General features: G+C 66.4%; 21 protein-coding genes. All 21 read right to left on the minus strand.

The window, feature by feature from the left end:
* Positions 1-13: 13 nt before the first annotated feature.
* The 21 genes from F8O06_RS07820 to cydB all read right to left on the minus strand — a co-directional run bounded on the left by F8O06_RS07820 (position 14) and on the right by cydB (position 25,901).
* The gene (locus F8O06_RS07820; RefSeq protein WP_158037740.1) at positions 14-859 is read right to left on the minus strand and encodes an isoprenyl transferase; all 846 of its coding nucleotides are present in this window, start codon (positions 857-859) and stop codon (positions 14-16) included.
* A 12-nt stretch (positions 860-871) separates the two neighbouring features.
* Positions 872-1,612 carry a DNA repair protein RecO gene (gene recO, locus F8O06_RS07825; RefSeq protein WP_158037739.1) on the minus strand — a complete coding sequence of 247 codons (741 nt, stop codon included), beginning with the start codon at positions 1,610-1,612 and terminating at the stop codon, positions 872-874.
* A gap of 6 nt (positions 1,613-1,618) precedes the next feature.
* The gene (gene leuA, locus F8O06_RS07830; RefSeq protein ID WP_158037738.1) at positions 1,619-3,397 is read right to left on the minus strand and encodes a 2-isopropylmalate synthase; all 1,779 of its coding nucleotides are present in this window, start codon (positions 3,395-3,397) and stop codon (positions 1,619-1,621) included.
* A 144-nt stretch (positions 3,398-3,541) separates the two neighbouring features.
* Entirely contained in the window at positions 3,542-4,528 is a 987-nt protein-coding gene (gene era / locus F8O06_RS07835; protein ID WP_158037737.1) for a GTPase Era, read from the minus strand.
* A complete protein-coding gene (locus F8O06_RS07840) occupies positions 4,525-5,874 on the minus strand; it encodes a hemolysin family protein (RefSeq protein WP_158031233.1) in 1,350 nt (449 codons plus the stop codon). Before F8O06_RS07840 ends, era begins: the two co-directional genes overlap by 4 nt.
* Positions 5,871-6,338, minus strand: a complete 468-nt coding sequence (ybeY, locus tag F8O06_RS07845; protein ID WP_158037736.1) for an rRNA maturation RNase YbeY — start codon at positions 6,336-6,338, stop codon at positions 5,871-5,873. Before ybeY ends, F8O06_RS07840 begins: the two co-directional genes overlap by 4 nt.
* Positions 6,335-7,471 (minus strand): PhoH family protein, encoded by a 1,137-nt coding sequence (locus F8O06_RS07850; protein WP_158037735.1) that lies wholly within the window; start codon positions 7,469-7,471, stop codon positions 6,335-6,337. The genes ybeY and F8O06_RS07850 overlap by 4 nt, the downstream gene beginning before the upstream one ends.
* Positions 7,416-7,766 carry an HIT domain-containing protein gene (locus F8O06_RS07855; protein ID WP_158037734.1) on the minus strand — a complete coding sequence of 117 codons (351 nt, stop codon included), beginning with the start codon at positions 7,764-7,766 and terminating at the stop codon, positions 7,416-7,418. The genes F8O06_RS07850 and F8O06_RS07855 overlap by 56 nt, the downstream gene beginning before the upstream one ends.
* Positions 7,767-7,791: 25 nt before the next feature.
* Positions 7,792-8,661: a 16S rRNA (uracil(1498)-N(3))-methyltransferase gene (locus tag F8O06_RS07860; RefSeq protein WP_158037733.1), complete on the minus strand. Its 870-nt coding sequence runs from the start codon at positions 8,659-8,661 to the stop codon at positions 7,792-7,794.
* Complete coding sequence (dnaJ, locus tag F8O06_RS07865; protein WP_158031228.1) at positions 8,661-9,761, minus strand: molecular chaperone DnaJ; 1,101 nt, start codon at positions 9,759-9,761, stop codon at positions 8,661-8,663. Before dnaJ ends, F8O06_RS07860 begins: the two co-directional genes overlap by 1 nt.
* Positions 9,762-9,825: 64 nt before the next feature.
* Positions 9,826-10,860, minus strand: a complete 1,035-nt coding sequence (gene hrcA, locus F8O06_RS07870) for a heat-inducible transcriptional repressor HrcA (protein ID WP_158037732.1) — start codon at positions 10,858-10,860, stop codon at positions 9,826-9,828.
* Between the two features lie 92 nt (positions 10,861-10,952).
* Entirely contained in the window at positions 10,953-12,107 is a 1,155-nt protein-coding gene (gene hemW / locus F8O06_RS07875; protein WP_158037731.1) for a radical SAM family heme chaperone HemW, read from the minus strand.
* Positions 12,104-13,972: a translation elongation factor 4 gene (gene lepA, locus F8O06_RS07880; RefSeq protein WP_158037730.1), complete on the minus strand. Its 1,869-nt coding sequence runs from the start codon at positions 13,970-13,972 to the stop codon at positions 12,104-12,106. Before lepA ends, hemW begins: the two co-directional genes overlap by 4 nt.
* Positions 13,973-14,050: 78 nt before the next feature.
* Complete coding sequence (gene rpsT / locus F8O06_RS07885) at positions 14,051-14,311, minus strand: 30S ribosomal protein S20 (protein WP_158031224.1); 261 nt, start codon at positions 14,309-14,311, stop codon at positions 14,051-14,053.
* Between the two features lie 110 nt (positions 14,312-14,421).
* Complete coding sequence (holA, locus tag F8O06_RS07890) at positions 14,422-15,432, minus strand: DNA polymerase III subunit delta (protein ID WP_225733401.1); 1,011 nt, start codon at positions 15,430-15,432, stop codon at positions 14,422-14,424.
* A 57-nt stretch (positions 15,433-15,489) separates the two neighbouring features.
* Positions 15,490-17,748, minus strand: coding sequence for a ComEC/Rec2 family competence protein (locus tag F8O06_RS07895; RefSeq protein ID WP_158037728.1), 2,259 nt, complete (start codon positions 17,746-17,748; stop codon positions 15,490-15,492).
* The gene (locus tag F8O06_RS07900) at positions 17,745-18,431 is read right to left on the minus strand and encodes a helix-hairpin-helix domain-containing protein (protein ID WP_158037727.1); all 687 of its coding nucleotides are present in this window, start codon (positions 18,429-18,431) and stop codon (positions 17,745-17,747) included. Before F8O06_RS07900 ends, F8O06_RS07895 begins: the two co-directional genes overlap by 4 nt.
* Positions 18,432-18,595: 164 nt before the next feature.
* The gene (gene leuS / locus F8O06_RS07905; RefSeq protein WP_158037726.1) at positions 18,596-21,127 is read right to left on the minus strand and encodes a leucine--tRNA ligase; all 2,532 of its coding nucleotides are present in this window, start codon (positions 21,125-21,127) and stop codon (positions 18,596-18,598) included.
* A 51-nt stretch (positions 21,128-21,178) separates the two neighbouring features.
* Entirely contained in the window at positions 21,179-22,963 is a 1,785-nt protein-coding gene (cydC, locus tag F8O06_RS07910) for a thiol reductant ABC exporter subunit CydC (protein ID WP_158037725.1), read from the minus strand.
* Positions 22,960-24,723 carry a thiol reductant ABC exporter subunit CydD gene (gene cydD / locus F8O06_RS07915; RefSeq protein WP_158037724.1) on the minus strand — a complete coding sequence of 588 codons (1,764 nt, stop codon included), beginning with the start codon at positions 24,721-24,723 and terminating at the stop codon, positions 22,960-22,962. The genes cydC and cydD overlap by 4 nt, the downstream gene beginning before the upstream one ends.
* Before the next feature lie 143 nt (positions 24,724-24,866).
* Positions 24,867-25,901, minus strand: a complete 1,035-nt coding sequence (gene cydB / locus F8O06_RS07920; RefSeq protein ID WP_158037723.1) for a cytochrome d ubiquinol oxidase subunit II — start codon at positions 25,899-25,901, stop codon at positions 24,867-24,869.
* Between the last annotated feature and the right edge of the window lie 7 nt (positions 25,902-25,908).

A 25,908-nucleotide genomic window follows, 5' to 3' on the forward strand; every position in this document is an offset into this window, starting at 1 on the left:
CCCGTTCTCCAGTCTAGACGCCCGGCACAGAATCCGGGCGAGCCTCGACCGTTCGCTCCCCCGACGCCTCGGTGGGATGATCGACCGCGCCCCCGAACCGGCGATCGCGATGCGCGTACTCGACCACGGCATCCCACAGATTCGCCCGCCGAAAGTCGGGCCAGAGGACGTCCTGAAAGACGAACTCGGCATAGGCCGACTGCCAGAGCAGAAAGTTCGAGGTGCGCTGCTCGCCCGAGGGTCGCAGAAAGAGATCGACGTCGGGCACCGGCCAGGTCGACAGGTGATGCTCGATGGTGCGTTCGGTGATGCCGCGCGGACGCAGCCGACCGGCGGCCACCTCTTCGGCCATCGCGCGCATGGCATCCACCAATTCGGCCCGCCCGCCGTAGTTCACACACATCGTCAGATCCATCACGGTGTTGTCTCGGGTCAGCTCTTCGGCGATCTCGAGGTCTTTGATGACCGAGCGCCAGAGCTTCGGGCGCCGGCCAGCCCAGCGCACGCGCACACCCCAGGCGTGCAGCTGATCGCGCCGCCGGTGCAGCACATCGCGGTTGAAGCCCATCAGAAAGCGCACCTCGTCGGGCGAGCGCTTCCAGTTCTCGGTCGAGAAGGCATACACAGAGAGATGTTTCACCCCCATCTGGATCGCCCCGGCGACGACGTCGAGCAGCGCCTCTTCGCCGGCCCGGTGCCCCTCGGTGCGGGTGAGACCGCGCTGGTTCGCCCACCGCCCGTTGCCGTCCATGACGATCGCGACATGCGCCGGCAGAAACCTCGCGGGGATCTTCGGCGGCTGCCCGCCGGCATAGTCCAGCGGCAGCATGGCGGGCTTCGAATCAGCTGAGGATGTCATAGCGCTCTGATTCTACGTGCTCTGACCGTCGAGGTGACGCAGGGAACGCACACGACGCTCCAGGTGGTACTGGGTGTACTTCGAGGTGACCTCGTGTGCCCGTGATCGCGCGAGTGCGTCGTCGTCGCTGTCGCCGTCGACCAGTTCCCAGACGCCCGAGAGCAGCCCTGCGAGCACCTCCAGGGTGCGCGGTTCGACGGCGAGTGAGCCGCTCGGAGCGCAGGTGTCGCAGACCATGCCGCCGGCGACGGCCGAGAAGAGTCGGTGGGGCCCCTGTGCGCCGCAGCGTGCGCAGTCGGCGAACGACGGCGCCCACCCAGAGAGCGACAGCGCACGCAGCAGAAAGGCGTCTGCGGTCGAGACGGGATCGTGTTCGCCGCGGGCCAGCGACCGCAGTGCCGAGACGGTCAGTCGGTAGAGCGCCGGGTTCGCCGTCTCGGCGCTGAGCCGTTCGGCGGCTTCGAGCATCACGGTGCCCGCAGTGTACTTCGTGTAGTCGCCGGCGACGGCCGCACCGAAGTTTGCCAAGGTCACGGCCTGGGTGACGGTGTCGAGAGTGCGCCCCTCGAAGCACTGCAGGTCGACGACGCTGAAAGGCTCGAGGCGTGCGCCGAACTTCGACGAGGTGCGGCGCACGCCTTTGGCGACCGCTCGCAGCCGCCCGTGGTGGCGTGCCAGCATCGTGATGATGCGGTCTGCCTCGCCCAAGTCATGGGTGTGCAGCACGACCGCCTCATCACGATACAGGGGCACGCGGGGTCAGGCTCCTGCGGATGCGGTGGCCGGCTCGCGCTCTGCGTCTGCCGTCTCAGCTCGGATCGCGCGGTTCACAGCCGAGACCACGGCCTTGAGAGCCGCTGTCGAGCTGTCTGCGTCGATGCCGACGCCCCACAGACGCACCCCGTTGACGCTGGCGTCGACGTAGGCGGCTGCCACGGCGTCACGGCCCGAGCTCAGCGCGTGTTCGACGTAGTCTTCGACCTGCACGTCGACTCCCGCGTCGCGCAGGCTGTTGACGAACGCGTCGATCGGGCCGTTGCCGGTGGAGCCCACCTGCCTGCGCTCGTCGCCGCGGCGGATGTTCGCCTCGATGTGCACCTGACCGGTCATCTCAGAGGTGGTGCTCAGACCGAGCAGCTCGTAGTGGCCCCACTTGTTGCCCCGGTCGTCGGCCGGCAGGTACTCGTCCGAGAAGATCGACCAGATCTGCGGGCTGCTCACCTCGCCGCCCTCGGAGTCGGTCTTGTGCTGGATGACCGACGAGAACTCCATCTGCAGGCGCTTCGGCAGATCGAGGTTGTGATCGGCTTTCAGCAGATAGGCGACGCCGCCCTTGCCCGACTGCGAGTTGACGCGGATGATCGCCTCGTAGTCTCGGCCGATGTCTTTCGGATCGATCGGCAGATAGGGCACCGCCCACGGAATCTCGTTGAAGTCTTTGCCGACGTGATCGGCGTCGGCCTGCATGCGTTCCATGCCCTTCTTGATCGCATCCTGATGCGAGCCGCTGAACGCCGTGAACACGAGATCGCCGCCATAGGGCGTGCGCTCGTGCACATCGAGCTGGTTGCAGAACTCGACGATGCGTCGAACGCGCGGGATGTCGCTGAAGTCGAGCTCGGGATCGACCCCCTGCGTGAACAGGTTCAGCGCCAGGGTGACCAGGTCGACGTTGCCGGTGCGCTCGCCGTTGCCGAACAGGCAGCCTTCGATGCGATCGGCGCCGGCGAGAAAGCCCAGCTCGGCTGCAGCGACACCGGTGCCGCGGTCGTTGTGCGGGTGCAGCGAGATGAGCACCGAGTCACGGCGGTCGATATGGCGTCCCATCCACTCGATCGAGTCGGCGTAGACGTTCGGCGAGGTCATCTCGACGGTTGAGGGCAGGTTCAGGATCATCGGGCGCTCAGGAGTGGGATCGATGATCTCGATGACGCGGTTGCTGATCTCGGCGGCGAAGTCGAGCTCGGTGCCGGTGTACGACTCTGGCGAGTACTCGTACGTGATCTCGGTGTCGGGGATGTCCCCCTCGAGTCGCTTGCACAGCTGCGCTGCTGAGACGGCGATGTCGATGATTCCGGCGCGGTCTTTGTGAAAGACGACATCGCGCTGCAGCACGGAGGTCGAGTTGTAGAAGTGGACGACGGCGCGCTTGGCACCCTGCAGCGCCTCATAGGTGCGGTGCACCAAGTGCTCACGTGCCTGCGTCAGCACCTGGATGGTCACGTCGTCGGGAATCGCTCCGTCTTCGATCAGAGACCGCACGAAGTCGAAGTCGGTCTGGCTGGCAGAGGGGAAGCCGACCTCGATCTCTTTGAACCCGAGCTCGACCAGCAGATCGAAGAGCACGCGCTTGCGGTGGGGATCCATAGGATCGATCAGAGCCTGGTTGCCGTCGCGCAGGTCGACTGCGCACCAGCGCGGGGCCTTCGTGAAGTGCTGATCGGGCCAGGTGCGATCAGGCAGTTCGACGGAGAACTGCTGGTGATAGGGAACGTACTTGTCGGTGTGCATGCCGCTGGGCTGCTGGCGGTTTTCCATTGTGCTTCTCTTCCTCGAGACTTGCGTGTCAAGACCACGACGAAACTCCGCGGCGAGGAAGGTCTTAGAATCTAAGACTCGCCGCGGCGGCTAAGAAGAAGCTGCACCGAACGCATGCGCATCAGCATAGCAGACCCCGAGCGCTCAGAATCCGAGGCGATCGAGGAGCTTCGGCGAGGTCTGCCACTCTTTGGCGACCTTCACCCGCAGATCGAGATGCACGCGGCCGCCGATCAGCTGTTCGATCTGCTTGCGCGCCGCGGTGCCGAACGCTTTCAGCCGCTGCCCGCCTCTGCCGATGATGATGCCCTTCTGCGAGTCCCGTTCGACGAAGACGCTGGCGTAGATCTTGGTGACTCCGCCCTCAGCCTCTGGGGCCTCGACGTCATCGATGACCACCGCCAGCGAATGGGGCAGCTCGTCGCGCACGTCTTCGAGCATCGCCTCGCGAATGAGCTCTGCGGCGCGCACCTCGATTGAGTCCTCGGTGTGGGTTTCGGCGTCGTAGAGCTGCTGCGAGGCGGGCAGCAGACGGATCAGCTCGTCGCGCACGACATCCACTTGGTCGTCGGTCACTGCCGAGACCGGAATCAGCGTCGCCCACTCGGCCAGCGCATCGATCTCGATCAGCCGGGCGGCCACGTCATCGGGCCGCACCCGGTCGGTCTTCGTCAGCAGCGCGACGCGTTTGGCACGTGGATGTCGCCCGACCTGCTCAATGATCCGCCGGTCGCCCGGGCCAATTGCCTCGTCGGCCGGCAGGCACACGCACACCACGTCGACGCCGTCGAGCTCGGCCTCGACGATGTCGTTCAGCCGCTGCCCCAGCAGCGTGCGCGGGCGGTGCAGACCAGGTGTGTCGACGACGACGATCTGTCCGGCATCGGCAGTGAGGATGCCGCGGATCGCCCGTCGTGTCGTCTGCGGCTTGGCACTGGTGATGGCGACCTTCTCGCCGACGAGCGCGTTCATCAGGGTGCTCTTGCCCGCGTTGGGGCGGCCGACGAAGGCCACGAAGCCGGCATGGAAGTCGGGATGACGGTCTGCTGCTGATGCGGTCGCGGCCTCTGGCACGGCCGACGCACTGACCTCGGAGTCAGGCTGAACGGGTGATTCGGCGGAATCGGTCATGATCGGTCTCTCTCGGTGTCGGAGGCGCCGCGCTGACTCTGGGCGCGCTCGAGTGTGGTCTCGGTCGTCTGCGGACGATTCGTGCTGGCCGTGGCGCCTGCTGCGGGCTCGGCGATGACGGTGAGCAGGCGGTGGCTTCGCGGGTCGATTCTGGCGGCTGTCAGCGACAGGTCACCCACCACGACGCGCTCGTTGAGGGCCGGAAGGTGCCCCAGTGCCTTGATGAGCAGACCGCCGACCGTATCGACCTCATCGTCTTCGAGCTCTTCGTCGAAGAGGTCGCCGAGCTCGTCCAAGGCCAGTCGCGCGCTGAGACGGTAGCGGTGCGGTGCCAGACGGATGACTTCGGAGGCGTTGCGGTCGTGCTCGTCGCTGATCTCGCCGACCAGCTCTTCAATGACGTCTTCCAGCGTGACCAGCCCCGCCACCGAGCCGTACTCGTCGATGACGATCCACATGTGCCGACGTGTGCGCTGCATCAGAGCCAGCAGATCGTCGATCGGCTTCGACTCGGGCACGAGGTTCGGCCGACGTGCCAGGAACTCGACGGTGCGCTGACCCTCGCGTGCGGCATCCTGTTCGAAGAGCGCGCGCGCAACGTCGCGCAGGTAGACGACCCCGACGACGTCTTCGGTCTCTTCGTCCTGCAGAGGAAGCCTCGAATAGCCGCTCTCGAGAAAGACGTCCATCGCGTCGTCGAGCGTGGTCGTCGTATCCAGCGTGCGCATGTCGATGCGTGGAATCATGATCGACCGCGTGAGCGTGTCGCCGAACTCGACCACTTGATGGATCAGCTCGCGCTCCCCCTGTTCGAGCACGTCGCGCTCGACGGCCTTGTCGACCAGATGCATGAGCTGCGTGTCGTCGTCCTGATCGGCCTCGGCGACACGATTCGTTCGGCGGCCGTATGACGAGAGCGACACCGCGATCGGCCCGATGACGATACGCGAGATCGAGATCAGACGAGCCGTGCGAACCAGCACCTTCTCTGGCCGGTTGATGCCGAAGGTGCGCGGCGACGCGCCCACCAGCACGAACGACGCCAGCGTCATGGCGACGATCGCGACAATGAGCGCCAGCACCATGTTCGGCAGGGCGTTGACCAGGGCGATCGTCACGACCACCGCAGCGCCCATCTCGCTGAGCACACGCTCGAAGGCCGCGGTGTTGGCATGTTCGCGCGGCTGCGCGGCGATGGCCAGCAGACGATTGCGCTGCTTCGGGTGGTCTTCGGCGATCTCGCGGATCTCAGCGACCGGCAGTGTCACGATCGCGGCCTCGACGGCGGCGAACACTCCGCCGGCGCCGATCAGCACCACGGCGATCAGGATCAGCGACAGAGTCATCGTCCCGCGATGCGCTCGTTGTGCAGAAAGGTGATCAGAATCTCGTTCTGCAGAGCGAACATCTCTTTCTCTTCGTCGGGTTCGGCGTGGTCGAAGCCGAGCAGATGCAGTAGGCCGTGCGTGACCAGCAGCAGCATCTCCTGCTCAGCGGGATGTCCGGCGCGCACCGCCTGCTCGGCTGCGACGTCTGGGCACACCACGATGTCGCCGAGCACCCCGGGGTCTGTGGGGCGATCGGAGGTTCCCGGCCGCAGCTCGTCCATCGGAAAGCTCAGCACGTCGGTCGGTCCCGGTTCGTGCATCCAGCGGATGTGCAGCTGCTCCATCGCCGGCACCTCGACGAAGATCAGCGAGAGCTCCGCATCACGGTGCACGTGCAGCTCGTCGAGCGCATAGGTGATGAGTCGCTGAAAGCGGCCCTCGTCGATCGTGACGCCCGATTCGTTGAGAATCTCGACGCTCATTGCTGTGCTCCTTCTGACGCTCTCGGCGTGGTTCGTCGCCCATCGTTCTCGTCGGGCGCGGTTGGCTGTGTGGTGTGGCGATGCGGATGCTCCCGCGCGTCGGCTGGCTCGCCCGCGCTGGGTGCCCCGCGGCTTTCGGCGGCCGCCGCACGATCGTCATAGGCCTCGATGATCGCGCTGACCAGGCCGTGACGCACGACGTCGTCGCTGCTCAGACGCACCATCTCGATGTCGGCGACGTCGCCGAGCACACGCTCGGCGTCGATCAGCCCGCTGCGTCGCACCGGCAGGTCGACCTGGCTGGAGTCACCGGTCACCACCATTCGCGAGCCGAAGCCGAGCCGTGTGAGAAACATCTTCATCTGCTCGGGCGTGGTGTTCTGGGCCTCGTCGAGAATGATGAACGAACTGTTGAGTGTGCGGCCGCGCATGTAGGCCAGCGGTGCGACCTCGATGACGCCGAGCTCGAGCAGCTTCTGCACCGACTCGGGGCTCATCATCTCGCCCAGAGCGTCGTAGAGCGGGCGCAGATATGGGTCGATCTTCTCTTGCAGCCCGCCGGGCAGAAACCCCAGTCGCTCGCCGGCTTCGACCGCCGGCCGGGTCAGCACGATCCGGCTCACCTCATTGCGCTGCAGTGCCTGCACGGCCTTGGCCATCGCCAAGTAGGTCTTGCCTGTGCCGGCGGGGCCCAGGCCGAAGACGATGACGTTCTCATCAATCGCCTCGACGTAGCGCTGCTGGCCGGCTGTCTTGGGGCGAACGCTTCGCGTGCCTTCGCCGACGATGACAGAGCCCAGCGCAGTCGACGCCTGCTGTCTCAGCACGGCGTCAACGACGGCTCCGGTGATCTGCCGATGATGCGCCTCGGCGTCCAGACCTTCGATGAGTCGTGCTGCGGCATCACGCTGTTCACCCGATCCGCTGATCTCGATGCCGTCGCGGTCGACCTGAAACCGCAGGCCGGGCCACTGCTCTTCCATGCGACGCAGGTGCAGGTCGCCGGCGCCGAGTACGCGTACCGCCGAGGTGCTCAGCGGCACTCGTACGGTGCCGCGGGTGGATTCTGATGCAGCGTCAGGCAAGTTTTCCCTCGTCGAGTGTCGGGCCGGCGAGCACGTGGGCGTGCACATGGAACACCGACTGCCCTGCGGCAGCGCCGGTGTTGAACACGAGTCGGAACTCGCCGTCGGCGTACTGGCGGGCGAGATCGCCGGCCATCTTCACCACTTTGGCGAGCAGCTCGGGTTCTTCGGCAAGCTCGACGACATCGCGGAAGTCGGCGCTCTTGGGAATCACCAACAGGTGCAGCTCGGCCTGTGGGTTGATGTCGCGGATCGCGATCAGGTCGTCCGTCTCGGCGACGATGTCGGCGGGAATCTCTCGATCGATGATCTTGCTGAAGATGCTGGGTGTCTCGGCGCTCATGCTGCTCATCTTAGTCGCCCGCCGGTCACCACCGGCCGAGCCGGGCGCTCAGCACCGAGATCGCCGCAAGACCGGCGCTCGACGTGCGCAGCACGCTCTCGCCAAGACGCACTGGGATCACCCCGGCATTCATCAGCCGGTCGCGTTCGGCGGGATCCGTTCCGCCTTCGGGGCCGATGATCACCATGACCTCGCCGTGTGCCGCTTCGACGGCCCGATCCAGCGATACCGCGGTCAGTCGTTCCTTCGCCTCTGGGTCGAGCAGCAGGGCAAGCCGCCCTCCTGCTGCGTCTGCCTGCGCGCCGTCCAACGCCGCCGCAAGCTGCGGCGTCGTCACCGGTTCGCCGACCTCTGGCACGCGCGCACGCAGCGACTGCTTCGCGGCCTCTCGCACAACCGACGCCCAACGCTCCTGCCCCGTCGTCAGTTTGCGCCCCTGCCACACCGACACGCTGCGCTTCGCCTGCCATGGCATCACCGCATCCACACCCGCCTCGGTCGCACTCTGAATCGCGAGCTCGTCACGACCGCCCTTCGCGAGAGCCTGAACCAGGGTCAGCGAGGGCGTCGCCAGCTCATGGGCGATTCGCTGTTCGACGCGCAGCGCGAGCATTGACTTGGTGGTGGCGGCGACGGCTCCGACGAGTTCGAGCCCGGTGCCGTCGGCGACGCTCAGGGTCTCGTCTCGCTTCAGCCGACGCACTGACGTCGCGTGGTGCGCCTCGGCCCCGGAGAAGGCCACGAGGTCACCGGGCTGCGCCTGCCATGCGGATGCGGTGGCCGCATCGTGAAACGCCTGACCGGGCAGCTGGGCGAGCGTGCGGCTGACGGTCTGCTCGTCACTGTCGGCGGCGAGCTCCAGGCGCAGCAGGTGCTCGGGCAGGAACAGCGGCATCAGCCGCGACCCATGAACCGCTTGCGGAAGCGCTGGAACCCCGACTTCGCTGCGCTGGTCAGATGTGGTGCCTCGTCATTGCGCAGCTTCGCCAGCTGTTCGACCAGACGGCGCTGATCGCCGCTCAGTTTGGTGGGAGTCGACACCCGCAGCGAGATTCGCAGCGCGCCGCGCGAGTTGCGATGCAGGTGCGTGACGCCGTGGTCGGCGATCGTGATCACATCAGCGCTCTGTGCGCCGGGCTTGACCTCGATGTCGAGAGGGCCGTCGAAGCTCTCGATCTTCGCACTGGCGCCGAGAATCGCATCGGTCATCGAGACCTCGAGTGAGGCCAGCAGGTCGTCGCCGTCGCGGGTGAAGGTCTCGTCGTTCTCGACGTGCACCTCGAAGTAGAGGTCGCCGCGGGGCCCGCCGCCGGGGCCGACCTCACCGCGACCGGCGAGGTGCAGACGTACGCCGTTGTCGATGCCTGCCGGAATCGGCACTGTGATGGTCTCGCGTGAGCGCAGGCGGCCCTGCCCGGCGCAATCGGGGCACGGCTGCGGAATGATCGTTCCGTAGCCCTTGCACATCGGGCAGACGGCCTCTGTGAGCACGTTGCCGAGCAGAGACCGCACCTGCTGCTGAACGTAGCCCTCGCCGTGGCAGTAGTCGCAGGTCACCGGCGACGAGCCGGGCGCTGCGCCCGATCCGGTGCAGGTCTCGCAGACCTTCGCCGAGTCGACCTCGACGTCTTCTGAGGCGCCGAACACGACGTCACGAAGCGAGACGTTGATGCGCACCAAGGCGTCATCCCCGCGCTGCTGGCGTGGCTTGGGGCCGCGGTGTCCGCGACCGCCTCCCCCGCCGCCGAAGAACGCGTCGAAGATGTCGCCGAAGCCGAACTGCCCGTCACCTGTGTCGCCGCGGTCGTACTGCGCGCGTTTGGTCTCGTCCGAGAGAATCTCATAGGCCAGCGTCACCTGTTTGAACTGCTCTGCCGCCTGCGGGTCGGGATTCACATCGGGGTGCAGCTTGCGCGCCAGGCGGCGGTAGGCCTTCTTGATCTCATCCTGGTTCGCCTCACGAGACACGCCCAGTGTTTCGTAGTGATCGGTCATTCTGTTCGTCTCCAATTGTGATGGTCGTCGTTCGCCTCAGGGGCGGGATTCGTGCGGTTCGCGGTCATCGCAGCATCTTCGACAGATAGCTGGCGACAGCCTGGACGGCCGCCATGTTCGCGCGGTAGTCCATGCGGGTCGGGCCCAGAACAGCCAGCCTGCCGTACTCGCCGCGCTGTTCGGAGCCATACCCGCTCGAGATCACGGCAGCCTCTTCGAGGCCTTCGTGCTCGTTCTCGCGGCCGATGCGCACGGTGATGTCGCGCCCCTCGGCGCCCATCTCGCCGAGCAGCCGAAGCAGAGCCACCTGTTCTTCGATGGCCTCGAGCACCGGCACCAGGGTGTGGTCGAAGTCGGCCTCAGTGCGCATCAGGTTGCCGGTGCCTGCAACCACCAGACGCTCTGACCGAGAGCCCTCTACCCCCAGTTCGAGCGCGCCCAGCAGCAGTTCGGCGAGCGGGCGATCATCTGGTGCCGCATACTCGCGCACCTGCTCGGCACGGTCGCCGAACTGCTCGAGGTCGACGCCGCGCAGCTGGTCGTTGATGAGGGCGCGCAGGCGCACGACCGAAGGACGCACCGACTGCGTCGACGCACCGGCCGGCAGCGTCACGTGATGCTGTGCGACCGTGCCACGACTGGTGATCAGCACCACGAGCAGACGACCACCCTCGACGTCGACGATGTCGACTTTGCGCACGCGCGTGCTCGAAAACGTCGGGTACCGCACGACGGCCAGCTGGTTGGTGAGCTGAGCAAGCAGACGCACCGTCTTCTCGATCATCACATCGAGATCGGCTTCGCCGGGAGTCAGAAACCGCTCGATCGCTCTGCGTTGGGGCGCCGTGATGCCGCGCAGCCGCGTCAGGTTGTCGACGAAGACCCGATAGCCCTTCTCAGTCGGCACGCGGCCGGCCGAGGTATGAGGCGCTGAGATGAGCTCCTCGTCTTCCAGAGCCGACATGTCATTGCGAATGGTGGCCGCAGACACGTGAAACTGGTGTCGAGAGACCAGACCCGCCGAGCCGACCGGCTCTCGGGTGGCCACATAGTCGTTCACGATCGCCTGAAGCACCGCGAGACCTCGTTCGGTCGCCATGGCAATCACCTCCGGGTTGACTCCGCTGCTGGCACTCTCATGCCTCGAGTGCTAATCATAGCGCGCCTGTGACTTCACGGCGCGAGCCAGACCTATGCGATCAGATCTGCCACCACGCGGTCGGCGAGCAGGCGACCACGCAGCGTGAGCGCTGCTCGCCCACCTGCCAGCGCATCCGCATCGAGCAGGCCGTCGCCGGCCAGCAGTGGCAGCTCGTCACGACGCGCAGCGGCGATCTCGGCCACGCCGATGCCCTCGCGAAGCCGACTGCCCAGCATGATGCGCTCTTCGTAGCGAGCGGTGGCGTCCAGAGTCTCACGGCCCGCCTCCGGGCTCTCGCCGGCGCGCACTCGGGCGGCATAGGGCGCGGGATGCTTCACGTTCCACCAGCGCTGGTCGCCGACGTGGCTGTGCGCACCGGGGCCGATGCCCCACCAGTCGTCATTGTGCCAGTAGCGCAGGTTGTGTCGACAGCGTCGGTCGACGTCGTCATCGACGACGCGCGCCCAGTTGCTGAGCTCATACCACTCGAACCCCTCGCGACGCATGCGGGCATCGAGCCACTCGTACTTGTCTGCGGTGAGGTCGTCGTCGGGTTCGGCGACCTCACCGTGCCTGATCTGGCGGGCCAGCTTCGTGCCCGGCTCGACGATCAGCGCGTAGGCCGAGAGATGATCGGGATGCTGCGCCAGAGCCTCGTCGACGCTGGTCTGCCAGTCGGCCATCGACTCCCCCGGCGTGCCGTAGATCAGGTCGAGCGACACCTGCAGCCCTGCTGCTCGCGCCCACTGCACCACCAGTGGAATGCGTTCAGGGCGATGCACCCGGTCGAGGGTGCGCAGCACGTGCGGCACGGCTGACTGCATGCCGAACGACACGCGGGTGAACCCGGCCGCGGCGAGTTCTTGCAGGGCGGCGGCGTCGACCGTCTCGGGGTTCGCCTCGGTGGTGATCTCGCAGTCGGGCGCCAGGCCCCATTCGTCGCGGATGCGGTGCAGGATCATGGTGAGATCGGAGACCGGCAGCATGGTCGGGGTGCCGCCGCCGAAGAAGACCGTGTCGACCTGGTCGGGAGCATGATCGCCGTCGCGCAGCACGCTGGCGGCGTAGCCGACCTCGTCGGCCGCCACCTGCGCATACTCGCTCTGGCCGAAGCCGCGCAGCTGGGTGCCGGTGTAGGTGTTGAAGTCGCAGTATCCGCAGCGCACCCGGCAGAACGGAATGTGCACGTAGACGCTGAACGTCACTTGCGCTTCTCGCCCTTTTGGCCGCCGCCGTCGCTCGAGATTGCGGCGATGAAGGCCTCTTGCGGAACCTCGACGCGACCGATCGACTTCATGCGCTTCTTGCCCTCTTTCTGCTTCTCGAGCAGTTTGCGCTTGCGCGAGATGTCGCCGCCGTAGCACTTGGCCAGCACGTCTTTGCGCAGGGCACGAATGTTCTCGCGAGCGATGATGCGGGCGCCGATGGCCGCCTGAATCGGCACCTCGAACTGCTGGCGAGGAATCAGCTCGCGCAGCCGCTGTGTCATCTTCACGCCATAGGCGTAGGCCGCATCGCGATGCACGATCGCGCTGAACGCATCGACTTTCTCACCCTGCAGCAGGATGTCGACCTTCACCAGGTCGGCGCTCTGGGTGCCGGTCTGCTCATAGTCAAGCGAGGCGTAGCCCTGCGTGCGACTCTTCAGCTGGTCGAAGAAGTCGAAGACGATCTCGCCGAGCGGCAGCGTGTAGTGCAGTTCGACGCGCTGCTCGCTGAGATAGTCCATGCCCTGCATGGTGCCGCGACGGGACTGACAGAGCTCCATGATTGCTCCGACATAGTCTTTCGGCGCCAGGATCGTGGCACGCACGATCGGTTCCTGCACATCGACGATCTTGCCGTCTGGAAACTCGGAGGGGTTGGTGACGTGCACCTGGGTGCCGTCTTCGGCGGTGACGTCGTAGATCACGCTGGGTGCGGTGGCGATCAGATCGAGGTTGAACTCGCGGCGCAGACGCTCTGAGATGATCTCGAGGTGAAGCAGGCCCAGAAACCCGCAGCGGAAGCCGAAGCCGAGTGCCACCGAGGTCTCTGGCTCGTAGATCAGCGCGGCGTCTTCGAGTTTGAGCTTGTCAAGCGCCTCGCGCAGATCTGGGTAGTCGCTGCCGTCAAGCGGATAGAGCCCCGAGAACACCATCGGCTTGGCTTCGTCATAGCCGGGCAGCGCTTCGGTCGCGGGCCGGGCATGTGTGGTGATCGTGTCGCCGACCTTCGACTGACGAACGTCTTTCACCCCGGTGATCAGATAGCCGACCTCGCCCGCGGCCAAACCGTCGCTCGGTCTCGGCTCTGGCGAGCTGACGCCGATCTCCAGAATCTCATGCGTCGCCTTGGTGCTGAGCATCTGCACGCGTTCGCGAGGGTTCAGCCGGCCGTCGACGACTCTGACATAGGTGACCACGCCACGATATGCGTCGTACACAGAATCGAAAATCATCGCACGAGCGGGCGCATCGGGGTCGCCTTGCGGTGCTGGAATGCGGCGCACCACTTCGTCGAGCAGCGCTTCGACTCCTTCGCCGGTCTTGCCCGAGACCCGCAGCACGTCGGCGGGGTCGCCGCCGATCAGCCCGGCGAGTTCGGCGGCGAAGCGCTCCGGGTCGGCGCTGGGCAGGTCGATCTTGTTCAGCACCGGGATGATCGTCAGATCGTTCTCAAGAGCCAGATAGAGATTGGCCAGAGTCTGGGCCTCGATGCCCTGCGCCGCGTCGACCAGCAGAATGGCGCCTTCGCAGGCTGCCAGAGAACGCGACACCTCGTAGGTGAAGTCGACGTGACCGGGCGTGTCAATCATGTTCAGGGCATACCCCTGATCGCCGACACCCCACGGCATGCGCACGGCCTGGCTCTTGATCGTGATGCCGCGCTCGCGCTCGATGTCCATGCGATCGAGATACTGCGCCCGCATGTCACGGTCAGAGACGATGCCGGTGATCTGCAGCATTCGATCGGCCAGGGTCGACTTGCCGTGGTCGATGTGCGCGATGATGCAGAAGTTGCGGATGCGCTTCGAGTCGGTGGCTGCTGGCACGATCTGACGTGCCTGCTGGTCGGTGACTCTGGGCATGCGCTCCTCTTTCTCTGCGGCCTGCTATGCAGAAGGCCCGCTCAGGGGCGGGCCTTCACGAACTCCTGGGTCTCAGACTCAGAGAGAGTTGACCTGCTTGGTCAGCTTCGACTTGCGGTTCGCAGCGGTGTTCTTGTGCAGAACGCCCTTCGTGACCGCCTTGTCGAGCTTCTTCGAGACGATGAGCAGTTCGGCCTGAGCCTTCTCTTTGTCGCCTGCTGCGACGGCCTCACGGGTCTTACGTGAGAGGGTGCGCAGTTCGCTCTTCAGCGCGCGATTGCGCTCAGTGCGCTTGGCGTTGGTGAGGATGCGCTTCTTCTGGGACTTAATGTTCGCCACTGTCGTCTTTCTGTCAGTCTTCTGGTAAGCCCGGTCGGGTTCGACACGGACACATCACACCGAGGGTGTGCAGGCCAAGCATCTACACTACCAAACGCCGGGGCAGGCGCTCAACTGCCGATGCGTCGTGTCGCAAGTCTGCGCACGAGCCGCTCCAGAGCATAGCCGCCGTCGACGGACTGCCCCTTGATCTGGGCGTCTGTGTCGGCCACCGCTCGCACGGCACGACCCAGCTCGACGGGATTCCACCGTGCCGCATCCTGCTGGGCACGCCGAATCTGCCAGGGTGCGCCCCCGACCCTCGAGGCCAGCTGCTGCGGAGAGGCGTGCACCTCGCAGACGGCGGCCATCAGGCGCACCTTCGTCGCGATCGCCGCGACGATCGGCACCGCGTTCATGCCCTGCTGCCCGGCGTGTCGAACCAAGACCAGGGCCTTCGCGGTCTGCCCCGCCAGTGCGGCGTCTGCGATGGCGAAGCCCGTCGTCTCGACCCGCCCGCCGAAGTAGCGGTCGATGTCAGCCCGAGTGATGTTCTCGGTCACGTCTGCGACGAGCTGCCTGCAGGCGGCCGCCAGCTCGGTGGTGTCTGCGCTGAACGCGTCGACGAGCGCCCGAGCCGCATCGGGGTCGATGCGCCGACCAGCCAGCTGCAGCTCTTCTCGCACGAAGGTCTGCTTGTCATCGTCGCGTTTGAGTTCTGCGCACTCCACCTCGAGCGCAGAGGCCACATCGCGGATCGCAGTCAGCAGCTTCTTGCCGCGGACCCCTTTGCGATGCCTCAGCACAACGGTCACATCGGGATCGGCCTGACCGATGTAGTCGATCGCATCGCTCAGAAAGGCATCGGTCATCTGCTCAAGGTGATCGACCCAGATGAAACGCGGCTGAGCGAAGAGCGAAGGCGACGCGACGCTCAGCAGTGAGCCGGAGGCGTACTCTCGCGCGTCAAGATCAGAGAACTCGACCTCCTGCTGCTGATCGCTCGCCTGCTGCTGCGCTGCGACACGCAGCAGCTGTCGGGCGCGATCGGCCAAGAGGTCTTCTGGGCCGCTCAGCAGAACGATCGGTGCGAGACGCACCTGGCTCCATCGTGCACGCTGGATCTTGCCCTTCGCCGCCACGCGACTCCTCGTCTTCGCTCTGATTCTGTCTGTGTGCCGGGTCGACGTCGTGTCGGCTCAGCAGCCGTGCTCACACCATACCGCGAGCCGCTGACCTCCTCTGGCCGATTCGTGCGCAGAGGGTGCCTCACGCGTGCCTTCCGCGACGTCGGGAGGCTCGGCGCTCACTGCCACGCGGCCGTGCTGATCGGTGCGGCGAACAGCAGTGCCGCTGCGCTGCAGCGTGGCCAGGAGCTTGGACGTCGGATGCCCATAGGAGTTGCCCCGCCCGCAGGAGATCAGACCCAGGGTGGGACGCAGCTCGAGGTAGAGGCCCGGCCAGTGATCGGCGGAACCGTGATGGGCGACTTTCACCACGTCGATTCTTCGCACACCGAGCGCAGACAGCTCGCGAGCGACCGATCGCTGCCCGTCTGCGTTGAGATCGGCGAGCGTCAGCAGGCGCAGATCTGGCAGATCGATCAGCATCGCGAGACTGCTGGCGTTCGGGTCATTCACAGGTCGGCCCCCTGTCGCACCTGGCGCCGCCTTCTTGGGGTGCAGGGCACGCCACGCGATGCCTGCCCCGGCCGGTGTCTGCTGTTTCGAGCTGCGTGCATCGTCGAGACCGGGGACCGCCTGTATGCTCCCGGCGTCGCCGAGGCCGGCACGCACGACCTGACGAGCCTGCAGCCGCCCGGCCGCACGATCCAGCTTCGCGTCGACGACGTCGGGGATCAGAACAGTGTCGACCTGAGCCACTTTCGCGACCGCTTCGGTGGCTCCGGCATGGTCGACGTCCGAGTGTGTCAGCACGACGACGTCGATTGCGGTGACCTGCGCCCCGCGCAGGCAGTCGGTGATCTTCTGCTCAGACTCGCCCGTGTCGATCAGCACGGTTGCGCCGGAGCCCTGCACGAGCAGGCCGTCGCCCTGCCCCACATCGCACTGCAGTATCGGCGTGCCCACCGGCAGCCGACTGGCCGACAGCACGTGGCCGATGCCGGTGACCGCCACAGTCGCAGTCGTCACCATCAGCGCGCCGCCAAAGCTGACCAGCCGCACGCGCCGCCGCCAGTTCAGGCGCCGCCGATGCCGTCGTGGCCGATGCCGTCGCGATCGGCGCCGTCGTGGTCGGTGCAGTTCGTGGTCTCGTCGTTCGTCTGAGGAGCGAATGCTCAATCGGCGTGAGCCAGTCGATGAAGACGCAGTTGACGTCGGCCCATGCCCGGAGCCGATCAGGGTGCCGACGGTCAAGAGTGCGAGCAGCAGCCCGCTCGCCATTCCGCCTGCTGGCCAGGACAGCCACGGAATCGCGCCGAACGGGTGCGAGCTGAAGTGCGCCGCGACCTGACCGATCCACCACCCGCCGGGAGCCGCAAGCAGCGCGAAGACGACGGCGAGCCACGGTGCCCACGCTGCCGTGAGGCAGCTGAGCACGCCGAGCACCGTCACCGCAGGCACTGCGGGCAGAGCCAGCAGATTCGCAGCCAGCTGGTGACCGGACGCGGGCTGCCCGTCGATCAGCAGGAGCAGCGGCTGACAAGCCATCAGTGCGGCCGTACTGGGCGCCAGCAGATTCGCGATCGCCTCGGGCATCCATCGACACAGCCAGCGGGCGACCGGTCCGCTGAACAGCATCAGGCCAGCTGTCGCCGTCACCGACAGCCCGAAAGCGACGCTGCCGGCAAGCTGCGGCTCCCAGAGCAGCAGGATCACAACGGCGACGCAGATGCCGACCACGCCGCGGCCGCCGCGCCACGGGCGCAGCAGCGTGACCAGTGTGAGCATGGCCGCCGCCCGCAGCACGGTGACCTCGCCGCCCACCAGCAGCACGAACCCCCAGATGCCGGCCAGCTCGCCCACGCCGCGCCAGAGTCTCGGTGTGTGCATGAGCCCGAGCAGCCCCTGCACCATGCCGACGAGCACCGCCACATTCGACCCGCTGACCGCAGTGATGTGGGCGAGGCCGGTGGCGAGCATGTTCGCGTCCGTCGTTTCGGGCAGCCCGTCGACCACGCCGACTGAGACCCCTCCGATCAGGCCGGTGACCTCGGGGCTCAGCGGCAGCAGCCCGCCAAGGTCTGCGAGAATGCGGCCGAACGCAGCCCGCATCTGCTCTGCCCAGTGGGGATCGAAGAGTTCGAGACTGCGCCGCAGCTCGCTGCGCGCGGCTGGCTCCCCGGCTCCCTGACTCAACGCGAGCATCCACCCGCCGAGCACTGCCAGCAGCGCCGTTCCAGCGCGCCATCTGGGGCGGTCACCCCGCACCTCGCCCAGCTGCCGCCATTCGATCAGCTGCGGTGAGGCCAGCAGCGAACGCCTCCTGCCCGTCATACGGTCACCCGTGAGCGCAGCTTCTCGAGCGTCTTCTCACCGATGCCCGACACCCGGTTCAGGTCGTCCACCGACCTGAACGCGCCTTCGGCTGCCCGCGAGTCGATGATCTTCTGCGCGGTGCTGGGCCCCACACCAGGCAGCGTCTGCAGCTGATCGGCCGTCGCCGAGTTCAGATTGATCTGGCTGCCCGCACCGCCGGCGGTCGCACCGGATGCTGCGCCGGCCGATCCGGATGCGGACCCGCTCGGTGCCGATGCGGCAGGAGCCTCTTCGCCGCGACGCGGAATGACGAGCTGCTCGCCGTCGACCAGCACACGGGCGAGATTCAGCGTCTCGACGTCGGCGTCGTCGGCAAACCCGCCGGCCTTCTCGATGGCATCGGCGATGCGCAGCCCTGGATCGAGCCGATGCAGACCCGGGGCACGTACTGCGCCGGTGACATGCACGTGCACGCCGTCGTCACCGCCCGGCGTGCGATTCGCTTCGCCTGGCGCACCCGAGGCAGCGTTGAGGTCTCCCCCGTCAGACGCTGTGTTCTGACCGGCTTCGACGACCGAATGCCTCGAGCCCTGACAGGCCGAGAGCAGCACGCAGACGACCAAGGCGAGCACGGTGAGCAGAATCAGGGCTCGAGCGTGCAGAAAACGGGTCGACGTCGTGGGATGCTCTGAAGCTGGCATGCCTCGACTGTGGTCGATCGCCCATCTGCCCGCTCATCCTTGGGCACCGCTGTGCACAGGTTGGACGGCCGACACCTTCTGTGCACACAGGCGTGCCCCGGTGGGCAGCGGGTAAGATCACTCCGCCGCCCGACCGGGGCACGTCGCCGTCAGACGGCTGGGACTCAGCCGACCACGATGTTGACCAGCTTCGGCGCGCGCACGATCACACGGCGGATGCTGCGGTCGCCCACCAGCTCCTGCACGTGCTCGTTCGCCAGTGCGAGCTCCTGCAGCTCGCCCTCGGTGATCTCGGGCGAGACCTGAAGACGGGCGCGCACCTTGCCGTTGACCTGCACGACCGCCGTGACCTCCTGGCGAACCAGCAGAGACGGATCGGCCACAGGCCAGACCGACAACGCCACGGCATCCTCATGCCCGAGCATCTGCCACATCTCGGCGGCCAGATAGGGCGCGAACAGGTCGAGCACGCGTGCGAGCACCTCAGCGGCCTCGCGCACAGCGGGATCGGCGGCTCCACGCCCCTGCGGTCGATCGATCGTCTTGCGGGCGAGGTTCACCAGCTCCATCAGACGCGCCACGACCACGTTGTACTTCGTCGCCTCGATCAGGTCGGGCGCATCTGCCAGCAGATGGTGCGTGGCCTGCCGCAGGGTCAGGTCGCCGTCGCTGAGAGCCGCGGCGTCTGCGGCGGATGCGCTGCTCACGTCACGAGCGACGCGCCAGGCACGAGCGAGGAACTTCGCCGAGCCCTGCACTGAGACGTCTGCCCAGTCGATGTCGTCTTCGACCGGCCCGGCGAAGGCGAGCGTCACACGGAGCGCGTCGGCGCCGTGATCACGCAGCTCGGAGGCGAACTCGACGAGGTTGCCCTTCGACTTCGACATCTTCGAGCCGTCGAGCAGCACCATGCCCTGGTTGATCAGCGAGGTGAAGGGCTCGTCGAAGTCGACCCAGCCCATGTCGTGCAGCACCTTGGTGATGAACCGTGAGTAGAGCAGATGCAGGATCGCATGCTCGACGCCGCCCACATAGATGTCGATCGGCGCCCACTGGCGGGCCTGTTCGGGGTCGAAAGGCTGCGTCGCATCGTTCGCGCTGAGAAAGCGCAGGTAGTACCACGAGCTGTCGACAAAGGTGTCCATCGTGTCCGGGTCGCGCAGCGCAGGCTCGTCGGTGCCGGGCAGCGTCGTGTGCACCCAGTCGGTGGCGGCGCCCAGTGGCGACGTGCCCTTGGGCTTGAGGTCGAGACCCTCGGTGTCGGGCAGCTCGATGGGCAGCTCAGACTCGGGCACAGGCACCAGCGAACCGTCTTCGGCGTGCAGCACGGGAATCGGCGTGCCCCAGTAGCGCTGGCGAGAGATCAGCCAGTCGCGCAGCCGGTAGGTCTTCGTGCCGTGACCGGTGCCGTCGGCCTCGAGCTTCTCGATGACCTGTGCGATCGCCTCGTCCTTGTGCAGGCCGTCGAGCGGGCCCGAATTGGTCAGCACTCCGTCGCCGGTGACGGCCACACCGCTCTCGGCGGGGTCATCATCGTCGCTGCTCACCACGACCCGCACCGGCAGATCGTACGCGCGGGCGAAGTCGAGGTCACGCTGATCATGCGCGGGCACGGCCATCACGGCGCCATGACCGTAGTCGGCCAGCACGTAGTCGGCAGCCCAGACGGGCAGACGTTCGCCGTTGACCGGGTTCACCGCATAGCGTTCCAGGAACACGCCGGTCTTCGGCCTGTCAGATGCCTGCCGTTCGATCTCCGTGGCGTGCTGGGTGCGCTCGAGGTAGTCCTGAAAACGCATTCGTGCTTCGGGGCTGGCGGCCGAGACGAGCTCCGCTGCGAGATCGCTCTCTGGCGCGACCACCATGAAGGTGGCCCCATAGAGCGTGTCTGGCCGTGTGCTGAACACAGTGACCGGCTGTTCGCGGCCCTCGATGCGGAAGTCGATGTCTGCACCGTACGAGCGTCCGATCCAGTTGCGCTGCATCTGCAGCACCTTGGCCGGCCAATGACCCTCGAGTCGATCCAGGTCGTCGAGAAGCCGATCGGCGTAGTCAGTGATCTTCAGATACCACTGCGTGAGCTTCTTCTTCTCGACCATGGCGCCACTGCGTTCGCTGGTGCCGTCGGCGAGCACCTGCTCGTTGGCCAGCACGGTCTGGTCGACCGGATCCCAGTTGACCCAGGAGTCTTTGCGATACGCCAGCCCGCGCTCGTACATCTGCAGAAAGAGCCACTGGTTCCAGCGGTAGTACTCCGGGTCGGAGGTGTGCAGCTCACGCGACCAGTCGAAGCTCGGCGCGTAGGTCTCGAAGCTGCGCTTCTGCTGGGCGATGTTGTCGTAGGTCCAGGTGCGCGGGTTGATGCCGCGTTTGATCGCAGCGTCTTCGGCGGGCAGGCCGAACGAGTCCCAGCCGATCGGATGCAGCACGCTGTAGCCGCGGTGACGCCAGTAGCGCGCCGCGATGTCGCCGTAGCAGAACGCCTCGGCATGGCCCATGTGCAGATCGCCCGACGGGTAGGGGAACATGTCGAGCACGTACTTGCGCGGTCGATCAGGATGCTCGGTCACCGCCCGTTCGGCGTCGAACAGCCGCTGCTCGGCCCAGATGGGCTGCCACTTCTGCTGCAGTCTGCGAAAGTCGTACTCTGGCTGTTCTGCCGTCTCGTCGCTCAACTCTTCTTCACCTGTTCTCATGGATCGCGCTGGTCTGTCGGAAACGAGGCAGACCGCCTCAAGGTTACTCGATCACGCCTGTTCGACCGCGTCGACCCGCGTGAGCCGCCCGTCGGCCAGATGCAGATGTTCGTCGACCAGCGCCGAGGGAACCCGATCGTGACTCATCAGCACGACCGCGGCAGCCTGACCGTCTCTCGTGCTGCCGTGCGTTCCAGCGATGGCGAGCAGATCGACGAGCAGCTCGTCTGCGAGCTCCGGGTCGACGTTGGCCGTGGGCTCGTCGAAGACGATCACCGGGAACTCTGCGAGCAGAGCCCGTGCCAATGCGAGGCGCTGCACCTGCCCGCCCGACAGCAGCTGTCCGTTCTCTCCGACCACCGTGTCGAGACCCTCGCGTGACTCGATCAGGTCATTGAGTCCCACACGGCGCAGAACCGCGAGCAACAGGTCGTCTTCGGCTTCGGGCTGCGCCAGCAGCAGGTTGGCGCGCACCGTCGACGCGAACAGGTGCGGTCGCTGCTCGCAGAGACCGACGACGCGACGGACGCGGTCGCCGCCGAGGTCGCGCACATCTTGCGCATCGATCGCATACCCTCCGGAGCGATGGTCGAGAAAGCGCACCAGTGTGGCAGCGAGCGTGCTCTTGCCTGCACCGCTCGCACCGGTGATGAGCACACGGCGGCCAGGCCTCAGGTCGAGGTCGATGCCCTCTGCGATGATCGCGGCTCCCGGCCAGCCGATGCTGACGTCTCGCAGCTGCAGTGACGCGAATGCGGATGCTCGCTCGTCTGCCTGCGGTGCGGGCTCGGCTCCGGCATCCCCGTCTGCACCCGCGCCGGAACCGGCATCGTCGGCCCCGCCGTTGAGCCGCCTGCCGTCGTCGATGACCGCACCGATGCGGTGCGAGGCCACACGCACCTTCTCGATCGCCGTCATGGCGGTCGGCACCTGCGAGAAGACGTCGAAGATCGTCATCGGCACCAGCACCAGCACCGCCAGCCAGCTGCCGGGAAAGGCTCCGGCCTGCAGATCGGTGCCGCCCGCCCAGATCGCGCCGATCACGGCGATGCCGGTGAATCCGGTCAGGCACAGATCGACGAGCCCCTGTGTGGCGGCACGCGAGCGGTCGATCACCGACTGCCGCCGCGCCAGACTCTGAGCCTCGCGTTGAGCCTGCGGGAGCGCGTCATAGGCCGTCAGCACGTCCATCGACTCGAGCATGCGCAGCATGTGCTCGTTCTGCGCGGCACGCACCGGCGCCGCGTCTCGGGTGCGAGCCGAGGTCGCCCGCTCAGGCAGCACGCCGCCCAACACCGCGGCGCCGATCAGGCTCAGCGCGAGCACGAGACCCGCCATCGGAGAGATCAGTGCGAGCAGCGCGGTCGTGACGGCACTCACCAGCAGCGAAGTGAGCAGCGGCTGCCAGACGCGCAGGGGAAGATCCTGCAGATCGTCGATGTCCGACACGAACCGGCTCATCAGGTCGCCGCGGCCCAGATGCGAGAGGTTCGCAGGCGCACCCGGTATCAGTCGCTCGAACACGCCGACGCGCAGTCGCCCGAGCATTCGGAACGCGGCGTCGTGGCTGAGCAGACGCTCGATGTAACGGAACGATGCGCGTCCCAGCGCGAAGACTCGAACGCTCACGATGATCGCCATCAGCGTGAGGATGGGCGGGCGCAGCGCACTCGCCGAGATGAGGTAGGCGCTGGCCCAGGTCAGCCCGATGGCGGCCGCGGCGCTCAGCACGCCGAACAGCACACCTGCCCAGAAGCGCTTCGGGTCTGGGGTGGCGAGTCTGGCGAGCCGCTCGTCGACGCCGGGTGCCGGCAGCAGAGTCCTGCCACGATTCATGCGACCACTCCGTCTCTTTCGTCACGCGACGCCGAGGATGCGCTCGCCACCGCACCGCCTGCGCGGCCCGTCGGCTGCGCGGCGATCGACACGCGAGCATCCGCCGCAGCGATGACACGCGGACGATGACTGATGACGACGACCACGCGCCCGTCTTGCGCCATGGTGCGCATACCGGCGATCATCTCGCGTTCGGTCTGCTCGTCGACGGCACTCGTCGGCTCGTCGAGCAGCACGATGCGGCAGTCGTGCGAGAAGGCGCGGTAGTAGGCGCGCGCGATGCAGACGCGTTGGGCCTGCCCGCCCGAGATGCCTCCGCCGACAGGGTCGATCACCTGGTCGAGATCGAGCCGACCCGCGCCGGCCAGCCTCAGGCAGCGCCGCAGCAGATCGGCATCGACGTGGTCGCCCGAGTTGAGCCCGAGGGCGACGTTGCTCGCGATCGTTCCCGGAAAGAGATCAGTGCGCTGTCCGCTCCAGGCGATGACGGGCCGCAGCGGCGCGTCTCGTTCGAGGTCGATGCGTTCGCCCTGCCAGATCACCTGACCCGTCGCCGGCGCGAAGCCGAGCAGCGCCGCGAAGATGCTGCTCTTACCGGCTCCTGACGGGCCGCTGATCACGGTGAGCCGGCCTGCCTCGGCGCGCAGCGTGACCGTCTGCAGCCTGACATCGCCTCTCGAGACGCAGATGTCTTCGAGTCGCAGGTCTGCGGGTCTGAGGCTCGACGGTGACTCTGCGGATGCCGTGGTCGCGTCGCTCCTGGCGCTGCGGATCGGGGCGGCCGGGTGCGCGCCAGGCCGAGAATCTGGCTCGTCGAGCACGCTCAGCGCGTCGTCGGCGGCCGAGATGCCCTCGGTGGCCGCGTGGTAATGCGAGCCCACGAGGCGAAGCGGAGAGAAGGCCTCTGGTGCGATCAGCAGGACGAAGAGACCGGTGTAGAGATCGATCTCGCCGCCGATGAGACGTGTGCCGATCGACACGGCGACGAGTGCGACCGCCAGGGTCGACGCGAGCTCCAGCACGAAGCCCGACATGAACGAGATGCCCAGCACGCGCATGGTGCGCTGGCGGTAGTGGTCGGTCACGGTCGAGATCACGTCACGCTGGTGCCACTGCCGCCCGAAGACTTTGAGCGTGGAGAGACCGGTGACGACGTCGACGAAGTGACCAGAGAGTGTTCGTGAGGCCTCCCATTCGGAGTTCTGCACCCGCTGGGTGTACCAGCCGATCAGGATCATGAAGATCGGGATCAGCGGGAGGGTGACGCCCACTGTGATCGCAGACGGCAGGTCTTCGCGCCAGAGCACGAACAGGAAGACCGGCACCGAGATGACCGTGAGCACCAGCTGCGGAAGGAACTTCGAGAAGTAGCCGTCGAGCGCGTCCAGACCACGCCCATAGACGGTCGTGAGCTGCGGAGCAGAGCGGCTGGCGAGCCAGGCGGGGCCCAGTGCCGCGAACCGCTCAGCCATCTGCTCACGCAGCTGGGCTTTGACCTTTGCCGCGGCGAACTCTGAAGAGACGTTCCACGCGTATGCCAGCAGGGCTCGAATCGCCTGGGCGGCCGCGGCGAGTGCGACCAGGTGCAGGCTCTCGTTCCAGGTCAGATGCTGCATGAGCGCACCGGCCACGCATTGTGCCACCGCCCATGAGAAGACCAGAATGCAGGCGATCTGCAGCAGACCGATGAGCCCGCTGACGAGCAGATAGCCTCGGGCGGCCGTTGCCCGGCGCAGCAGCCGGGGGTCGATGGGTTTGATGGTTCACCTCGTGTTCGAAGATCTCTGCGCAGCCCCACGCCCCAGGTGGCTGCGTCCTGCAGACGGAAGAACCGCTCCCCTCGCCTGCCACAACAGTGTAGTCGTGCAGACGATTGGAGCGGTTCGTTCCGGCAGCTGGGGTGTCAGTGCGCCACGGCCGCCTGCTCGATGTCGACGCGGCGAACGCGCTTGCGGAACACCCAGTAGGTCCAGCCCTGGTAGAGCAGCACGACCGGCAGAGCGAATGCCGCCACCCAGGTCATGAACGACAGTGTGTTCGTCGAGCTCGAGGCGTTCGTGAGCGTCAGGCTGTTCTCGAGACCGTAGGTGCTCGGCATCACCATGTGCTCGGGGTAGCTCGTGAACAGCACCATCCACAGCGCCAGCACCGCGAAGACGACGGTCAGAGCGGTGAAGGTGAAGCCGAGGCCGTCACGCTCGATCCAGTTGCACCAGTAGCTGATGATCAGCGTCACAGCGGCGAGCAGCGAGAGCACGAGCACCAGCGGCGAGAAGTGCGCGATGTTGGTCCACAGCAGGAAGAGCGCCGCGACGACGATGGTGATCAGGCCGAGTGAGCGACCCAGCCGATGGGCGCGTGCCTTGACCTTGCCGTCGGTCTTCAGCCCGACGAACTGCACTCCGTGCGTGAAGAACAGCAGCAGCGTGGTCAGACCGCCCAGCAGTGCGTACGGGTTGAGCAGCGTCAGCAGTGTGCCCTGATAGATGAACGAGTGCTCGACCTTCAGAATCGGCAGACCGTTGACGATGTTGGCCACCGCCACACCCCACAGCAGGGCGGGAACGGCAGAGCCGATCACGATGAACCAGTCGAACCACTTGCTCCAGTTCTCGTGGTGGCCCTGGTGGCGGTACTCGAACGAGACGCCTCGGAAGATCAACGCGATCAGAATCAGCACCAGTGCCAGGTAGGCACCGCTGAAGAGGGTGGAGTACCACTCGGGGAAGGCGGCGAACAGGCAGGCGCCAGCCACGATCACCCAGGTCTCGTTGAGATCCCAGACCGGGCCGATCGTGTTGATAATCTGGCGGCGCTCGGTGTCGTTCTTGCCGAGGAAGGGCAGCGACATGCCCACGCCGAAGTCGAAGCCGTCGAGCACGAAGTAGCCGACGAACAGCACCCCGACGATGAAGAACCAGAAAATTTCGAGAGTCATTTGATCA

It is taken from the genome of Pseudoclavibacter sp. CFCC 14310, from assembly GCF_008831165.1.
Classification (GTDB): Bacteria; Actinomycetota; Actinomycetes; order Actinomycetales; family Microbacteriaceae; genus Pseudoclavibacter_A.

What these genes read in the sequence shown, in the direction of transcription:
- F8O06_RS07820 (WP_158037740.1), bottom strand. Translation starts at nt 859, where the DNA reads ATGACATCCTCAGCTGATTCGAAGCCCGCCATGCTGCCGCTGGACTAT.
- leuA (WP_158037738.1), bottom strand. Translation starts at nt 3,397, where the DNA reads ATGGAAAACCGCCAGCAGCCCAGCGGCATGCACACCGACAAGTACGTT.
- era (WP_158037737.1), bottom strand. Translation starts at nt 4,528, where the DNA reads ATGACCGATTCCGCCGAATCACCCGTTCAGCCTGACTCCGAGGTCAGT.
- F8O06_RS07840 (WP_158031233.1), bottom strand. Translation starts at nt 5,874, where the DNA reads ATGACTCTGTCGCTGATCCTGATCGCCGTGGTGCTGATCGGCGCCGGC.
- ybeY (WP_158037736.1), bottom strand. Translation starts at nt 6,338, where the DNA reads ATGAGCGTCGAGATTCTCAACGAATCGGGCGTCACGATCGACGAGGGC.
- F8O06_RS07850 (WP_158037735.1), bottom strand. Translation starts at nt 7,471, where the DNA reads ATGTGCACGCCCACGTGCTCGCCGGCCCGACACTCGACGAGGGAAAAC.
- F8O06_RS07855 (WP_158037734.1), bottom strand. Translation starts at nt 7,766, where the DNA reads ATGAGCGCCGAGACACCCAGCATCTTCAGCAAGATCATCGATCGAGAG.
- F8O06_RS07860 (WP_158037733.1), bottom strand. Translation starts at nt 8,661, where the DNA reads ATGCCGCTGTTCCTGCCCGAGCACCTGCTGCGCCTGGAGCTCGCCGCC.
- dnaJ (WP_158031228.1), bottom strand. Translation starts at nt 9,761, where the DNA reads ATGACCGATCACTACGAAACACTGGGCGTGTCTCGTGAGGCGAACCAG.
- hrcA (WP_158037732.1), bottom strand. Translation starts at nt 10,860, where the DNA reads ATGGCGACCGAACGAGGTCTCGCGGTGCTTCAGGCGATCGTGAACGAC.
- lepA (WP_158037730.1), bottom strand. Translation starts at nt 13,972, where the DNA reads ATGCCCAGAGTCACCGACCAGCAGGCACGTCAGATCGTGCCAGCAGCC.
- F8O06_RS07895 (WP_158037728.1), bottom strand. Translation starts at nt 17,748, where the DNA reads ATGACGGGCAGGAGGCGTTCGCTGCTGGCCTCACCGCAGCTGATCGAA.
- F8O06_RS07900 (WP_158037727.1), bottom strand. Translation starts at nt 18,431, where the DNA reads ATGCCAGCTTCAGAGCATCCCACGACGTCGACCCGTTTTCTGCACGCT.
- leuS (WP_158037726.1), bottom strand. Translation starts at nt 21,127, where the DNA reads ATGAGAACAGGTGAAGAAGAGTTGAGCGACGAGACGGCAGAACAGCCA.
- cydC (WP_158037725.1), bottom strand. Translation starts at nt 22,963, where the DNA reads ATGAATCGTGGCAGGACTCTGCTGCCGGCACCCGGCGTCGACGAGCGG.
- cydB (WP_158037723.1), bottom strand. Translation starts at nt 25,901, where the DNA reads ATGACTCTCGAAATTTTCTGGTTCTTCATCGTCGGGGTGCTGTTCGTC.